Raw genomic sequence first — 13,053 nt, 5'->3', positions numbered from 1 at the left:
GGGCGGCGGCGCCCCGCCCGGCCGCGGTGACGATCTTCCCGCCCTCGCGGCGTCCGGCGACGCGCTCGTCGCAGCCGCGCGGCGCGACGAGCTCCCCTCGATCGAGGCCTTCGGCGAGCGGCTCGTGGCCCGTGCGCGGCGCCCGCCGCGGCGCCGGCGACTGCGCTCCGTCGCGATCGCGCTCGCGGTCGTGCTGCCGGTCGGCGCGACGAGCGGCGCCGCGACCGCGGTGGTGCTGCGGCAGACCGTCATCTCCGCGCCCGTGCCCGAGCAGGTCCCGGACGAGCAGACGCCGCTCGCGGGCACCGCCGTGGTCAGCAAGCTCCGCGCGGCCGACCCCGGCGGCGGGCCGCCGTGGACGCTGCGGGTCGCGCGCTCGAAGACCGGGTTCACGTGCACGACGGTCGGCCAGGTGCAGGACGGCGTGTTCGGGCTCGTCGGGCTCGACGGCACGTTCCGGCGCCTGCCGGGCGAGCTCTCCGACGCCTGCGGCCAGGGCGGGACGCTGACGGGCGCGCGAGTGATGGCCGCGGATCTCCGCAAGGACGTGCGCTCGGTGGTCTACGGCGTCGCGGGGGACGACCTGCGCGCGGCCGTGATGCTCACGGCCACCGGCCAGCGGCGCCTGAAGCTCGGCCCGGGCGGCACGTACGTCGCCGTCCTGCGCGGCTACCCCGAGGACCACCTGCTCGACCTGCGGCTGGAGTTCGCGGACGGTCACAGCGAGCGCCACAAGCTCGGCAACAGCCGCTCGACGGTCCCCGACCCCGAGGGCGCGCAGGCGTGGGCGGTCGACCGCTACGTGCTGGGCACGCGCCTGCGCTGCGCCTTCGTGCGCGAGGCGCGGGCGAGCGGGCAGGAGCGCGTGAAGAGCCCGACGGCCTGCCTCGGCCTGCGCAAGTCCAAGCGGTTGTGGGTCGCCGACGCGCGCACGCTCCGGCCCGGCGACCAGGGCGTCCCCGGCTTCGACCGCTGGACGTGGCTGAACGCGCCGGAGCGCACGGTCGTGTGGGGCGTCGCTCGCAGCCACGACGCCGTCCGCAAGGTCGTCCTGCTCGGCGCCGGCGCACCGAAGGCGCTGACGATCTCCAAGCAGGGCGCGTTCGCCGCCGTGCTCCCCGCGACCACGAAGCCGGAGACCCTGAGCCTCGACGTCACGCTCGCCGACGGCACGGTCCAGCACGGCAAGCCCGGCGAGGGCCTCGTCCCCGACCTCGTGAAGTCCCGGAGACCCCGATGATCGCCCGCCTCGCCCTGGCCGCCGCGCTGCTCGGCTCCGCCGCGGGCGCGACCGCCGTGCTCGCCGCCGCCGAGGACGATCCGCCGCCCAAGCCCAAGCCGCCCGCGATCGCCGCGCAGGCCACGCCCGCCCAGCCGACGCCCGAGCCGCTGAAGGCCGAGGACGTGCGGCTCCTCGTCCAGGTCCCCGACCCCGAGGGCGCCGCGCCCTGGGCCGTGCGCCACTTCGCCGCCGCGGTCAAGCCCCAGCTGCCGCCGAAGGAGCTGCGCGACCAGATGCCGGCCGGCGCGCTGAAGGAGCTGAAGGCCACGCGTACCGAGTGCTGGGAGCTCGGCCGGATCGAGGGCGAGCAGTTCGGCTGGATCGACGGGGAAGGCACGTTCACGACGCACGCTCCCGGGCACTACGGCGTCCCCTCCAACTGCATGCCGCCCAGTCGCCTGGCGAAGCTCGGCAGCAGCGTGTTCGGCCTCGGCACCGTCACCGTCCCACCCGACGGCGCGCCGCGGCCCGCGCGCGCGATCACCTGGGGCCCGGTCGCCGAGGACGTCGTGGCGGTCACGCCCGAGGGTGGGCCACGCATCCCGGTCGGCTCGGAGGGCGTCGTCCTCCGCGTCGTGTCCGGCGAGAGCAACCGCGGCCTGCGCGGCGTGATCGAGCGTCGCGACGGATCGACCGAGCGGTTCGATCACGCACGGTCGCTCCCCAACGACAAGCGGGAGCGCCCGCTGCCGGGCACGCGGTCGGTCGAGGTCCGCGCGCCCGATCCCGCGGGCGGCGAGCCGTGGGCGGTCATCGTCCACAAGAGCAGCAAGGGCGGACTTTGCTACTCCGCGCCGGGGCGGCTCGTCGGCACGCAGCTCGGCTACGTCGACCCGGTCCTGGACACGTTCTCGACGACGGGCGAGTTCGAGATCGGCTGTGGGCTGCCGAAGCCGACCCGCGCCTACCCACTGCGAGTCACGACGCTCCGCTCCAGCATCCCCGGAGGCGCCGATGACCGCGGCCAGATCGAGCGTCGGACGCTGTCCAACCGGATCGTCTTCCACGGGAGCGTGCACCCGGACGTGATGTCGGTGACCATCCGCACGCCGCGCGACGTCCGCACGCTCGTCCCCAGCCCCACCCACCACATGTTCATCGCGGTCTACGACGGTCAGTTCCCCGGCGGCAACGCGACCGCCACGGCGCACCTACGCAACGGCAAGGAGGTCACGCGCTCGGTCTACGTAGAGTGAGCGGCGATGGGCTTGGAGGAGGACCTGATCGCGGCGCTCGACGCCGACCGCGTCGTCACCGGGGCGGACGAGCTGCGCCGCCACGGCACCGACGAGGGCTGGCACCCGCCCGCCGCGCCGGACTTCGTCGTCTATCCCCGGGACACCGAGGAAGCCGCGCGGGTCGTCCGCGTGTGCAAGCGGCACGCCACGCCGATCGTCCCGTTCGGCGCGGGCACGAGCCTCGAGGGCCACATCGCCGCGCTCGCGGGCGGCGTGTCGATCGACACGTCCCAGATGGACCAGATCCTGCGGCTGTCCGTCGAGGACATGGACGTCACCGTGCAGGCGGGCGTCACGCGCCGGCAGCTCGACGCGAAGCTGCGCCCCGAGGGCGTGTTCTTCTCCGTCGACCCGGGCGCGGACGCGAGCCTCGGCGGGATGGTCGCCACGGGCGCGTCCGGCACCACCTCCGTGCGCTACGGCACGATGCGCGAGAACGTCCTCAGCCTCACCGTCGTGACCGCGGACGGCGAGATCGTCAAGACGCGCAGCCGCGCCCGCAAGTCGAGCGCCGGCTACGACCTCACGCGGCTGTTCGTCGGCAGCGAGGGCACGCTCGGCCTGATCACCGAGGTCACGCTGCGCGTGCAGCCGACGCCCGAGTCGATGACCGCCGCGGCGTGCGCCTTCCCCGCGCTCGACGACGCTGTGAACTGCGTGATCGAGGTGCTTGCGCACGCGATCCCGGTCGCCCGGATCGAGCTGCTCGACGACGTCCAGATCGACGCCGTCAACCGCCACTTCGAGCTGGCGCTGGAAGTCGCGCCGACGCTTCTGCTCGAGTTCCACGGCACGCCCGCCGAGACCGAGGCGCAGGCCAAGGACGTCGAGGCGATCGCGCGCACGCACAACGTCCTCGGGTTCGACTGGGCGGCGGACGAGGCGCAGCGGCGCGCGCTCTGGCACGCCCGCCACGGCGCCTACGAGTCCGCGCGGGCGCTCCGGCCCGGCGCCCAGGGCTTCACCACCGACGCCTGCGTCCCGATCTCCAACCTCGCCGCCTGCATCGCCGAGACCAAGGCCGACCTCGACGCCTCGGGGTTGACCGCGCCGATCGTCGGCCACGTCGGCGACGGCAACTTCCACCTCGCGATCCTCGTCGACCCCGACGACGCGGACGAGCTGCAGCGCGCGAAGGACCTCAACGACCGGCTCGTCCGGCGCGCGATCGGCTACGACGGCACGTGCACCGGCGAGCACGGCGTCGGCTACGGCAAGCTGGCCTTCCTGGAGCTCGAGCACGGCCCGCAGGCGCTGGCGATGATGCGCGCGATCAAGGTCGCGCTCGATCCCGAAGGGCTCTTCAACCCGGGCAAGGTCCTAGGACCTGCGCCGGATTGAACGCGGGCCGCCGCCGCGTCACGATTGATCAGCTCATGGAGCGCACCGCCTTCCGCACGCTGAGCGACGTCGTGCTCGCGATCGCCGCCGAGCACGAGGTCGACTCCGTGCTCCAGCGGATCGTGGACTCCGCGCGCGAGCTCGGCCGCGCCCGCTACGCCGCGCTCGGCATCCCCGACGGCGAGGGTGCGTTCGCCCGCTTCATCACGTCCGGGATGAGCGACGAGCTGATCGAGGCGATGGGCCCGCTGCCGCGCACGCACGGGATGCTCGGCGCGATGCTGGACTCGCCCGAGCCGCACCTCACGGACGACATCACCGCCGACCCGCGCTTCCGGGGCTGGTGGCCGCGCGCGCACCCGCAGATGCGCTCGTTCCTCGGCGTCCCGATCGTGTCGCGCGGCGAGGTGATCGGCGCGATCTACCTCACCGTGAAGGAGGACGGATCGCACTTCGACGACGAGGACCAGAGCCTCATCCAGCTGCTCGCCGCGCACGCCGCGATCGCGATCGAGAACGCGCGCCTGCACGAGCGCTCACGGGAGCTGAGCATCGTCGAGGAGCGCAACCGGCTGGCGCGCGAGCTGCACGATTCCGTCACGCAGCGGCTGTTCGGGGTCAAGCTCGCGGCGGAGTCCGCACACACCCTGCTCGACCGCGACCCGTCCAAAGCGGGCGTGGAGCTCAAGCGGGTGAGCGACCTGGCCCGCGAGGCGATGGAGGAGCTGCGCGCGGTCGTCTTCGAGCTGCGCCCGGCGTCGCTCGAGGCCGAGGGGCTCGCGACCGTCCTGCGCAAGCACGTCGAGGTGCTGCGACGCGTGACGGGCCAGGAGGTCGACCTGAAGGTGTGCGAGGTGCCGCGGCTCTCGCCCGAGTGCGCGACGCAGGTGCTGCGGATCGCGCAGGAGGCGCTCGGCAACGCGCTGCGCCACGCGGACGCGACGCGGATCGAGGTGCGGTTGCGCGGGACCACGCTGACCGTCGTCGACGACGGCGTCGGCTTCGACCCGTCCGGACCGGAGGTGCGCGGCCAGCGGCTCGGGTTGACGAGCATGGAGGAGCGCGCGACGGAGATGGGCGCGAGCCTGACCGTGCGCAGCGAACGCGGCATCGGCACGACCGTGACCCTGGAGCTGGCGCTGTGATCCGCGTCCTGCTCGCCGACGACCACGCGGTCGTGCGTCAGGGCCTGCGCACGTTCCTGGACCTGCAGGAGGACATCGAGGTCGTCGCCGAGGCGGGCGACGGCGAGGTTGCGGTGGACGCCGCGCAGCGCACCGATCCCGACGTGATCCTGCTCGACCTCGTGATGCCGCGGCTGGACGGCGTCGGTGCGCTGAAGCGCCTGCGCGGCACCCGCGCGCGGATCATCGTGCTGACAAGCTTCGGCGACGACGACAAGCTCTTCGCCGCGCTCCGGGCGGGCGCCGCGGGCTACCTGCTCAAGGACGTCGAGCCCGCCGAGCTGGTCAACGCGATCCGCTCCGCGCACACCGGCAACGCGCCGCTCTCGCCCACGATCGCCACCCGCGTCGTCGAGGAGATCGCGGCCGGCGGCGGCGCGCCCGCTCAGGTCGACGACCTCACCTCCCGCGAACGCGAAGTGCTGGTGCTGATCGCCAAGGGCCGGCCGAACAAGGTGATCGCGCTCGAGCTGGGCGTGGCCGAGAAGACGGTCAAGACGCACGTCTCCCACATCCTCAACAAGCTCGACCTGACCGACCGCACCCAGGCCGCTTTGTACGCCGTCCGCCACGGCCTGGTGGAGGGGTCCTAGGCCCAATTCCCGATGGTGGGCGGGCAGGGCCCGGCGTAGCTTCGGCGGCATGCCCACCGCCATCGTCACCGGCGCCTCCCGTGGCCTCGGACTCGCGCTGGCCCGCGCCCTGAGCGAGCGCGGGTGGCGGCTCGTCATCGACGCGCGCGTGTCCGGTCCGCTGCACGAGGTCGCGGCCGAGCTCCCCGACACGATCGCCATCCCCGGCGACGTCACCGACCCCGAGCACCGCGCCGCCCTGATCGCCGCCGCCGGCGACGACCTGCAGCTGCTCGTCAACAACGCCTCCGTGCTCGGCCCGTCGCCGCAGCCCGGCCTGGCGAGGTACCCGCTGGCCACGCTCGAGCACGTCTACGCCGTCAACGTCTTCGCGCCGCTCGCGCTGATCCAGCTCGCGCTCCCGCACCGGCCACGGATCATCAACGTCACCTCCGACGCCGCCGAGGAGCCGTACGAGGGCTGGGGCGGCTACGGCTCGGCCAAGGCCGCGCTCGACCACGCCACCGCCGTGCTCGCGATCGAGCACCACGACCTGCGGATCTACTCCGTCGACCCCGGCGACATGAACACGCGACTGCACCAAGAGGCGTTCCCGGGCGAAGACATCTCCGACCGCCCGCCGCCCGAGGCGAGCGTGCCCGGCCTCCTCGCGCTGGTCGAGGGCGACCTGCGCTCCGGCCGCTACCAGGCGAGTGAGTTGGTGCCGGCATGAACCGCGCGCTCCGGGCGCTCGCCACGGACCCGGTCCGGCTCATGGTCGCCGCGCCCGGCCGCCCGCTCGTCCACACCACCTTCGACTCCCTCCCCACCCACTTGCGCGCGGGCGACCTGCTGATCGTCAACGCGTCGGCGACGATCCCGGCGGCGTTGCCCGCGCGCAAGTCCGACGGCACGCCCGTCGACCTGCACCTCTCCACCCCCGACCCGACCCACCCCGACCGCTGGGTCGTCGAGCTGCGCGCGAACGGCCGCCGCGCGCAGGGCCGTGCCGGGACCCTCCAGCTCCCCGCCGGCGCGACCGCCACGCTGCTCGCGCCGTACCTCAGCCCGGGCCGGTTGTGGATCGCCGAGCTGGACCTCCCCGAACCGCTCCTCACCTACCTCGACCGCCACGGCGCGCCGATCCGCTACGCCCACGACCCCACGCCGCACCCGCTCGCCGACTACCAGACGCTCTTCGCCACCGAGCCCGGCAGCGCGGAGATGCCGAGCGCCGCGCGGCCGTTCACGCGAGCCACGCTCGAAGCCCTCCGCGAGCGTGGTGTCAGCGTCCAGCGCATCACGCTCCACACCGGCGTCTCCTCCCAGGAGCGCGGCGAGCGCCCCTACCCCGAGCGCTACTTCGTGTCCGAGCACACCGCGCACCGGATCAACGCGCGTGAGGGCCGGCTGATCGCCGTCGGCACCACGGTCGTCCGCGCGCTCGAGACGGTGGCCGACGCGGTCGGCATCGTCCACCCCGGCGGCGGCTGGACCACGCTCGTGGTCACCCCCGACCGCCCGCCATGTGTCGTCGACGGCCTGATCACCGGCTGGCACGACCCGGACGCCTCGCACCTCTTGATGCTCGAAGCGCTCGGCGGCACCGACCTGATCGAACGGTCCTACGCCGCCGCGCTGGACAAGGGCTACCGCCGCCACGAGTTCGGCGATTCACATCTGATCCTCCGCTAGCCATAGAGTGGCCTCGTGCTTCGGGGCTTGGAGGAGCGCCTGCGTCTCGCCCTGGAAGGGACCGAGACCGGGTTCTGGGATTGGGATGTCGTCACCGACCACGTCGAGTGGTCCGACAACATGGGCCCGCTCTACGGCCTCCCGCGCGGGACGCAGCCCAGCGGCATCGGGGACTTCCTCGACCGCATCGTCCACCCGGAGGACCGCGACCGGATCGCGGGGGTGATCGAGCAGGCGCTGCGCGAGGGCACGAGCTACGAGTTCGACCTGCGCGTGAACCACCCCGAGCAGGGCGAGCGCTGGCTGCACGCCCGCGCCAGCGTCCTCACGAACGACGAGGGCGCCACCGAGCGGGTGATCGGCCTGCTCTCGGACGTCACCGACCGCCGCCGCCGCGAGGACTCGCGTGCGTTCCTGGACACGATCTCCCAGCGCTTCGCGGCCTCGATGGACCCGGTGCAGACGCTCGAGGAGGTCGCCGAGCTCGCCGTCCCGCGGCTCGCCGACTGGTGCGCCGTCCAGCTCGCGAAGAGCCCGGACGGCGACTTCGAGCAGGTCGCCGTCGCCCACGTCGACCCCGAGAAGGTCCGCTGGGCGTGGGAGCTGCAGGCGCGCTACCCGCCCGACCCGGAGTCGCCCACCGGCGCGCCCGCGGTGATCCGCAGCGGCCGCCCGGAGCTCTACCCCGAGCTGGACCGCGCGCTGCTCGAGGCGGCCGCGCTCGACGAGGAGCAGATCCGCCTCGTGCGCGAGCTGAAGATGCACTCCGTCATGGTCGTCCCGCTGATCGCCCGTGGCCGCACGCTCGGCGCGATCACCTTCGTCTGGGCCGAGTCGGGCCGCGTCTACGGCGCCCGTGACCTGGAGCTGGCCGAGGAGCTGGGCCGCCGCGCCGGGCTCGCGCTGGACCACGCACGGCTGTTCGCCCGCGAGCACCGCGCCGCGGAGATCCTCCAGCGCGCGCTCCTGCCCGGCACGTTGCCCGACCTGCCCGGCTACGAGCTGGCGGTCCGCTACGTGCCGAGCGACGCGCGCGACCACGCCGGCGGTGACTGGTACGACGCGTTCCGGCTGCCGGACGGGCGGATCGGGATCGTGATCGGCGACGTCGGCGGGCGCGGGCTGGACGCCGCCGCGACGATGGGCCAGCTCCGCAATGCGCTGCGCGCCTACGCGCTCAAGGGCGCCGGGCCCGGCGCGGTGCTGGACGACCTGCACACGCTGGTGAACCAGTCGGCCGACGAGATCACGTTCGCGACCGTCGTCTACGTCGTGCTCGACCTCGCGAGCGGTGCCTGCGAGGTCGCCACGGCCGGACATCTGCCGCCGTTCGTGACCGGGCAGGGCTACGTCGACACGCCGCCCTGCCCGCCGCTCGGGTTCGGTGAAGTCGACGGCTGCTCGTCGAACACGTTCACGCTCGGAGTCGGCCAGACGCTGTGGCTCTACACCGACGGGCTCGTCGAGTCGCGTACGGCGTCGATCGACATCGGGCTCGACGCTCTCGCGGCGACCGCGACACGGGTCGACGACGGCGCCCTGGAGGCGATCGCGGAGCACCTCATCGCCGCGCTCCCCCCGACGCACGACGACGACATCGCGCTGCTCGGGCTACGCCGCGTCGGCGAGCTGGGCGAGCGTGTCGCGCAGGATCCGTGAGACGTGCATCTGCGAGAGCCCCACGCGCTCGGCGATCTCGCGTTGCACCAGGTCCTCGACGAAGCGGAGCCGCAGGACCTCGCGCTGGCGGTCGGTGAGGCCGCCCGCGAGCTGCTCGATCCAGACGGCGTCCTCGACGCGGTCCAGGCCGCGGTCGTCGCGGCCGAGCGTGTCGGCGAGCCCGTTGTCGCCCGGCTCGTCGCGCGTGCCGGCGGGCGCGTCGAGGCTCGCCAGGCGGGACGCGCCCTCGGCGAGCCGCGCCTCGGTGACGTGCTCGATCGACATGCCCGTCACGCCCGCCACCTCGCGCACGCTCGGGTAGCGCCCGAGCTCCGCGCGCATGTCCTCGCTGACGCGCGCGACGCGGGCGATCGCCTCCTGCATGCCGCGCGAGACGTGGATCGTCCACGTGCGGTCGCGGAAGTGGCGCTTGAGCTCGCCGAGGATCGTCGGCACCGCGTACGACGTGAACGCGATGCCGCGCTCGGCGTCGTAGCGGTCGACGGCCTTCACGAGGCCGAGGTTCGCGACCTGGCAGAGGTCATCCAGCGGTTCCCTCGCGTGCCGGTACTGGCTGGCGAGTGACCTCGCCAGCGGCATGTGCTGCTCGATCAGGCGGGCGCGCGCGCCCTGGTCTCCTGCACGCGCGCGTCGCCACAAGTCTTGCTGGGGGCGCATTGGGACTGGACGCGACCTTACGCGCGTTATCTGAGCCCCGTCCGAAGCGAGGTCAGACGCCCGACAGCGACCGCTCAGGCTTCGTGGCCCGGGTCGATGCGCTTGGCCCGATGGAACGTGAACTCGTCGCCCGCGCCGGACTCGCCGGTGATCGGCTCGAGCAGGAACGCGTCGTGATCCCCGGCGTCGACACGGGTAAGCACGCGGCCGACGAACCAGTTCTCGCAGCGCGCGAGGATCGGCACGCCGTGCGGGCCCTCACGCCAGTCCGTGCGCGCGAACTTGTCGGTCTTGTCGGTGGTCTCGCCCCCGAACAGGCGCGCGAGGTCCTCCGCGTCGGCGGGCACGGCGTGGACGCCGAGCGCGGGTGCGTTGTGACCTTCGCGATAGGTGCGGTTCTTGTGGCTCAGGCAGACGATGAACCGCGGCGGGTCGATGCTCGACTGCGTGGTGAAGCCGACCAGGCAGCCGAGCGGGCCGGGCGCGGTGACGATGAACATCGGGTACTCGAGGTCGCCGACGATGCCTTCGAACGCGCCGCTCATCAGTAGAAGACCGTCTTGGTGATGTGCGCGGGGCGCTCGCTGTAGGGCGGGTGCTGGCCGCGGTTCCAGAGCCAGTTGTCGAGTGTGCGGGGCGGGACCTGCGCCTTGGCCGCGAGCTGCTCGCAGGCGTGGACGGCGGTCGCGCGCAGCTCGCGTTCGAACTCACCGCCCGCGGGCAGCTCGAGCTGCTCGTCGACCGCGTGGGCAAGCGCGTCGTCGTAGATCAGGACGCCGTCGAGTCGCAGGACCTGGGGGACGAGGTTGTCGGCGAAGATCGTCAGGCGGTCGATGTCCGGGAAGTCCGCGACGCCCGCGAGCTGGAGGTCGTTAGCGGTGATCTGGGCGCGCTTGTAGAAGCCGTGGTCGGCGAAGAACGGCATCTGGGTGAGGCGGCGGGCGAGGTCGTCGGCGGTGGCGCCGATCGGGTTGTCCGGGAGCCAGGCGCCGAGCTGGTTGAGCGCTTCGGCGTACAGGTGCGTGAGGCGGTGGCTGGGCTCGAGGCCGAGCGTGTTTCCGACCTGGCGCGCGTCGAGATGCTGGAGGGCGTCGGCGGTCCACGGGCCGTGCTCGCGCGCGTGGGCGGTGAGACGCTCCGTGATCGCGTCGGTCGTGGTGGCGAGCTCGTGGAAGAAGCCCGAGCCGAAGTTGATCGCGTCGAGGATGAAGACGTAGCGGGCGACGTCCTCCTCGCTGCCCTCGAGGAAGTGGAGCGTGTCGTCGAGGCCGGCCACGCCGTCCAGCGCGATCGGCGCGTCGAGGTCGATCGTGACGTGCTTCGCCGAGGCGGCGATCTGGGCGCAGTGGCGGCGGACCTCGTCGGCGAGCACTCCGGGACAGGCTACGGTCTCTGGCCGCATGCGTCGTCTTGTTGCTGTTCTGACCTTGATGTTCGTCGTCGCCGGATGTGGCGATGACGAGAAGCCGTCTTCGCCCTCGTCGCCGCCCGCGCGCCCGGTCACGATCGCGCTCGACTTCGTCCCCAATCCCGTGCACGCGCCGATCTACCTCGCCGGCGACGCCGTGAAGATCCAGAAGCCCGGGAGCGGGCCGGACGGCCTGAAGCTCGTCACGAGCGGCAAGGTCGAGCTGGGGGTGCTGGACATCCACGACCTGGCGATCGCTCGCGAGGCGGGGACCGATGTGGTCGCCGTCGGCGCGTTGGTCGGCAAGCCGCTGGCCGCGCTGGTGGCGCAGCCGGACGTGGCTCGGCCACGCGATCTGGAAGGCCGCACGGTCGGCGTGTCCGGGCTCCCGTCCGACCCGGCGTTCCTGGAGGCGATCGTCGGCCACGACGGCGGGGACGTGTCGAAGATCAAGCAGGTGACGATCGGCTTCAACGCCGTCTCGCGGCTGCTGACCAAGCGCGTGGACGCGGTGCCGGTGTTCTGGAACGCGGAGGGCGTCGCGTTGAAGCAGCGGGGGCTCGAGGCGAACGAGTTCCGCGTGGAGGACTACGGCGCGCCGCCGTACCCGGAGGTCGTGTTCTTCACCTCGCGCGCGACGTTGGCGTCCGAGCGGGCGCGGATCGAGGGCGCGTTGGACGCGATCGCACGTGGTCTGGAAACCACGCGCGCGCGGCCCGAGGAGGCGGTCGACGTGATCGCGAAGGCGGCCGAGACCGACGACCTCGAGCTGATGCGCGCGCAGCTGGACGCGGTGCTGCCGATCTTCGCGGACGACCTGAAGCTCGACCGCCCCGTGCTCGAGCAGTGGGCGGATTTCGACGCCGAGATCGGGCTCGTGAACGAGCGTCCTGATGTTGCGCGGACGTTCGACTTCACGTTGCGCGGAGAGTGAGGTGCGGGGCGCCCGAACGCTGTCACCGTTCGGGCTGCCTCCGAATCTTGATGGGGGCCGCTACGCGGCCGCCAGGCTTCAGAGCCGTGGTGTGACGAGCTAAAGCTCGCCGCCGGGAATATGCCCTAAGGGGTCCGGCGGATCTGCCATTGCTGCGTTCAACGATGCCGCAGGAAGGCGATTTGCGCAACCCCTGATGTCAGCGCACGGTCGTCGGAGCAGAATCGGTGCGCGTCGCGTCAACTACGAGCCACCAGTCGCTGATCGTCCGGCCGGGGACCTCCTTCTTGCCGATCGACCGGGTGCCCAGCAACGCGCCGGTATCCGGCTCGAACAGGAACAGCGTGCGCCACGCGTCGTCCTCGAACTGGACGCCGACGCCCTTGCGGCCCTGCGGGTCGGTCGCGCCGGGGACGAGCTGCGCGCCGGGCAGGGCCTTCAGCACGCTGAACAGCGCGGCCTTGAGCTCGGGCGATGCGATCGGGCTCGCGAGCAGCTGCGCCGTGGCGGGCAGCAGGTCGAGCTCGCCGCGCTGGAGGGCGGCGCGCAGTGCGGTCGGCTCGGTCGGCAGCTTCGCGATCTGAGGGACCGTGAGCCCGGCCACCTTGAAGTCGGGGATCTCGTACGGGTCGGACTGGAACGGCGGCCCCTGGCCGTGCTTCTCGTAGGCCGCCTTGTCCTCGGGCGTCGGGAACGTGGCCTGGTCCTCGTGGATGACCTCCTTGGCCACGGCGTTGCCGTCGGCGTCGACCCACTGCTCGAGCTCGTGCGGGAGCACGACCACGAACCGCCCACCGTCGCCCGTGCTGCCGCGCATGTGAGACACGTACGCGATCTGCTTCTGGTAGGCGAACCGGCCCTGCGGTGCTGTCGCCACCGCGGCCTTCCCGCGCAGGTCGGCGAGCACGGTCGCAGCGGTCGCGGGCTCCGGCGCGATCACCGCGGGCGTCTTCCCGCCGGGCAACGCGACGCCGAGCGTAAGCGCGACGGTGCCGAGCGCGACGGGCACGAGCGCCCACGCGCGCCGCGGGCCGCCGCGGCGAGCCCGCGCACGTCGCGCCG

At 72.9% G+C, this 13,053-nt stretch carries 13 protein-coding genes; 9 read left to right on the top strand and 4 right to left on the bottom strand.

Annotated features, from left to right (window positions below):
- From OJ997_RS34950 to OJ997_RS34915, 8 genes are all read left to right on the top strand, one after another.
- Positions 1 to 1,240: hypothetical protein (locus tag OJ997_RS34950; RefSeq protein ID WP_270030074.1), on the top strand; the 1,240-nt coding region annotated here is incomplete at its 5' end.
- Positions 1,237 to 2,478 (top strand): hypothetical protein, encoded by a 1,242-nt coding sequence (locus tag OJ997_RS34945; protein WP_270030073.1) that lies wholly within the window; start codon positions 1,237 to 1,239, stop codon positions 2,476 to 2,478. The genes OJ997_RS34950 and OJ997_RS34945, both read left to right, overlap by 4 nt.
- Positions 2,479 to 2,484: 6 nt before the next feature.
- Complete coding sequence (locus OJ997_RS34940) at positions 2,485 to 3,861, top strand: FAD-binding oxidoreductase (protein WP_270030072.1); 1,377 nt, start codon at positions 2,485 to 2,487, stop codon at positions 3,859 to 3,861.
- Between the two features lie 35 nt (positions 3,862 to 3,896).
- Positions 3,897 to 5,006 carry a GAF domain-containing sensor histidine kinase gene (locus tag OJ997_RS34935; RefSeq protein ID WP_270030071.1) on the top strand — a complete coding sequence of 370 codons (1,110 nt, stop codon included), beginning with the start codon at positions 3,897 to 3,899 and terminating at the stop codon, positions 5,004 to 5,006.
- Entirely contained in the window at positions 5,003 to 5,638 is a 636-nt protein-coding gene (locus OJ997_RS34930) for a response regulator (RefSeq protein WP_270030070.1), read from the top strand. The genes OJ997_RS34935 and OJ997_RS34930 overlap by 4 nt, the downstream gene beginning before the upstream one ends.
- Before the next feature lie 49 nt (positions 5,639 to 5,687).
- Positions 5,688 to 6,350, top strand: a complete 663-nt coding sequence (locus OJ997_RS34925) for an SDR family NAD(P)-dependent oxidoreductase (RefSeq protein ID WP_270030069.1) — start codon at positions 5,688 to 5,690, stop codon at positions 6,348 to 6,350.
- On the top strand, positions 6,347 to 7,312 hold the full coding sequence (locus OJ997_RS34920) for an S-adenosylmethionine:tRNA ribosyltransferase-isomerase (RefSeq protein WP_270030068.1): 966 nt from the start codon (positions 6,347 to 6,349) through the stop codon (positions 7,310 to 7,312). The genes OJ997_RS34925 and OJ997_RS34920 overlap by 4 nt, the downstream gene beginning before the upstream one ends.
- Before the next feature lie 15 nt (positions 7,313 to 7,327).
- Entirely contained in the window at positions 7,328 to 8,971 is a 1,644-nt protein-coding gene (locus tag OJ997_RS34915) for a PP2C family protein-serine/threonine phosphatase (protein ID WP_270030067.1), read from the top strand.
- On the opposite strand, the gene OJ997_RS34910 is transcribed toward OJ997_RS34915, so the two are convergent.
- The 3 genes from OJ997_RS34910 to OJ997_RS38005 all read right to left on the bottom strand — a co-directional run bounded on the left by OJ997_RS34910 (position 8,924) and on the right by OJ997_RS38005 (position 11,021).
- Entirely contained in the window at positions 8,924 to 9,649 is a 726-nt protein-coding gene (locus tag OJ997_RS34910; RefSeq protein WP_270030066.1) for a SigB/SigF/SigG family RNA polymerase sigma factor, read from the bottom strand. The genes OJ997_RS34915 and OJ997_RS34910 overlap by 48 nt on opposite strands.
- A gap of 74 nt (positions 9,650 to 9,723) precedes the next feature.
- Complete coding sequence (locus OJ997_RS34905; RefSeq protein WP_270030065.1) at positions 9,724 to 10,194, bottom strand: flavin reductase family protein; 471 nt, start codon at positions 10,192 to 10,194, stop codon at positions 9,724 to 9,726.
- Positions 10,194 to 11,021, bottom strand: a complete 828-nt coding sequence (locus tag OJ997_RS38005; protein WP_270030064.1) for a queuosine salvage family protein — start codon at positions 11,019 to 11,021, stop codon at positions 10,194 to 10,196. Before OJ997_RS38005 ends, OJ997_RS34905 begins: the two co-directional genes overlap by 1 nt.
- Before the next feature lie 28 nt (positions 11,022 to 11,049).
- Here OJ997_RS38005 and OJ997_RS34895 point away from each other — a divergent pair, with 28 nt between their 5' ends.
- Entirely contained in the window at positions 11,050 to 11,991 is a 942-nt protein-coding gene (locus OJ997_RS34895) for an ABC transporter substrate-binding protein (RefSeq protein ID WP_270030063.1), read from the top strand.
- A gap of 199 nt (positions 11,992 to 12,190) precedes the next feature.
- Here OJ997_RS34895 and OJ997_RS34890 read toward each other — a convergent pair.
- Positions 12,191 to 13,053 (bottom strand): CU044_5270 family protein (locus OJ997_RS34890; RefSeq protein ID WP_270030062.1); only part of this gene is annotated, 863 nt, incomplete at its 5' end.

It is taken from the genome of Solirubrobacter phytolaccae, assembly GCF_027587195.1.
In the GTDB taxonomy this organism is placed as follows: Bacteria; Actinomycetota; Thermoleophilia; order Solirubrobacterales; family Solirubrobacteraceae; genus Solirubrobacter; species Solirubrobacter phytolaccae.
Note: the sequence above shows the minus strand (reverse complement) of the source record. Positions and strands in the feature narration are given on the sequence as shown.

Coding starts and splice junctions, on each gene's coding strand:
- OJ997_RS34945 (WP_270030073.1), top strand. CDS start 1,237: ATGATCGCCCGCCTCGCCCTGGCCGCCGCGCTGCTCGGCTCCGCCGCG.
- OJ997_RS34940 (WP_270030072.1), top strand. CDS start 2,485: ATGGGCTTGGAGGAGGACCTGATCGCGGCGCTCGACGCCGACCGCGTC.
- OJ997_RS34935 (WP_270030071.1), top strand. CDS start 3,897: ATGGAGCGCACCGCCTTCCGCACGCTGAGCGACGTCGTGCTCGCGATC.
- OJ997_RS34925 (WP_270030069.1), top strand. CDS start 5,688: ATGCCCACCGCCATCGTCACCGGCGCCTCCCGTGGCCTCGGACTCGCG.
- OJ997_RS34920 (WP_270030068.1), top strand. CDS start 6,347: ATGAACCGCGCGCTCCGGGCGCTCGCCACGGACCCGGTCCGGCTCATG.
- OJ997_RS34910 (WP_270030066.1), bottom strand. CDS start 9,649: ATGCGCCCCCAGCAAGACTTGTGGCGACGCGCGCGTGCAGGAGACCAG.
- OJ997_RS34905 (WP_270030065.1), bottom strand. CDS start 10,194: ATGAGCGGCGCGTTCGAAGGCATCGTCGGCGACCTCGAGTACCCGATG.
- OJ997_RS34895 (WP_270030063.1), top strand. CDS start 11,050: ATGCGTCGTCTTGTTGCTGTTCTGACCTTGATGTTCGTCGTCGCCGGA.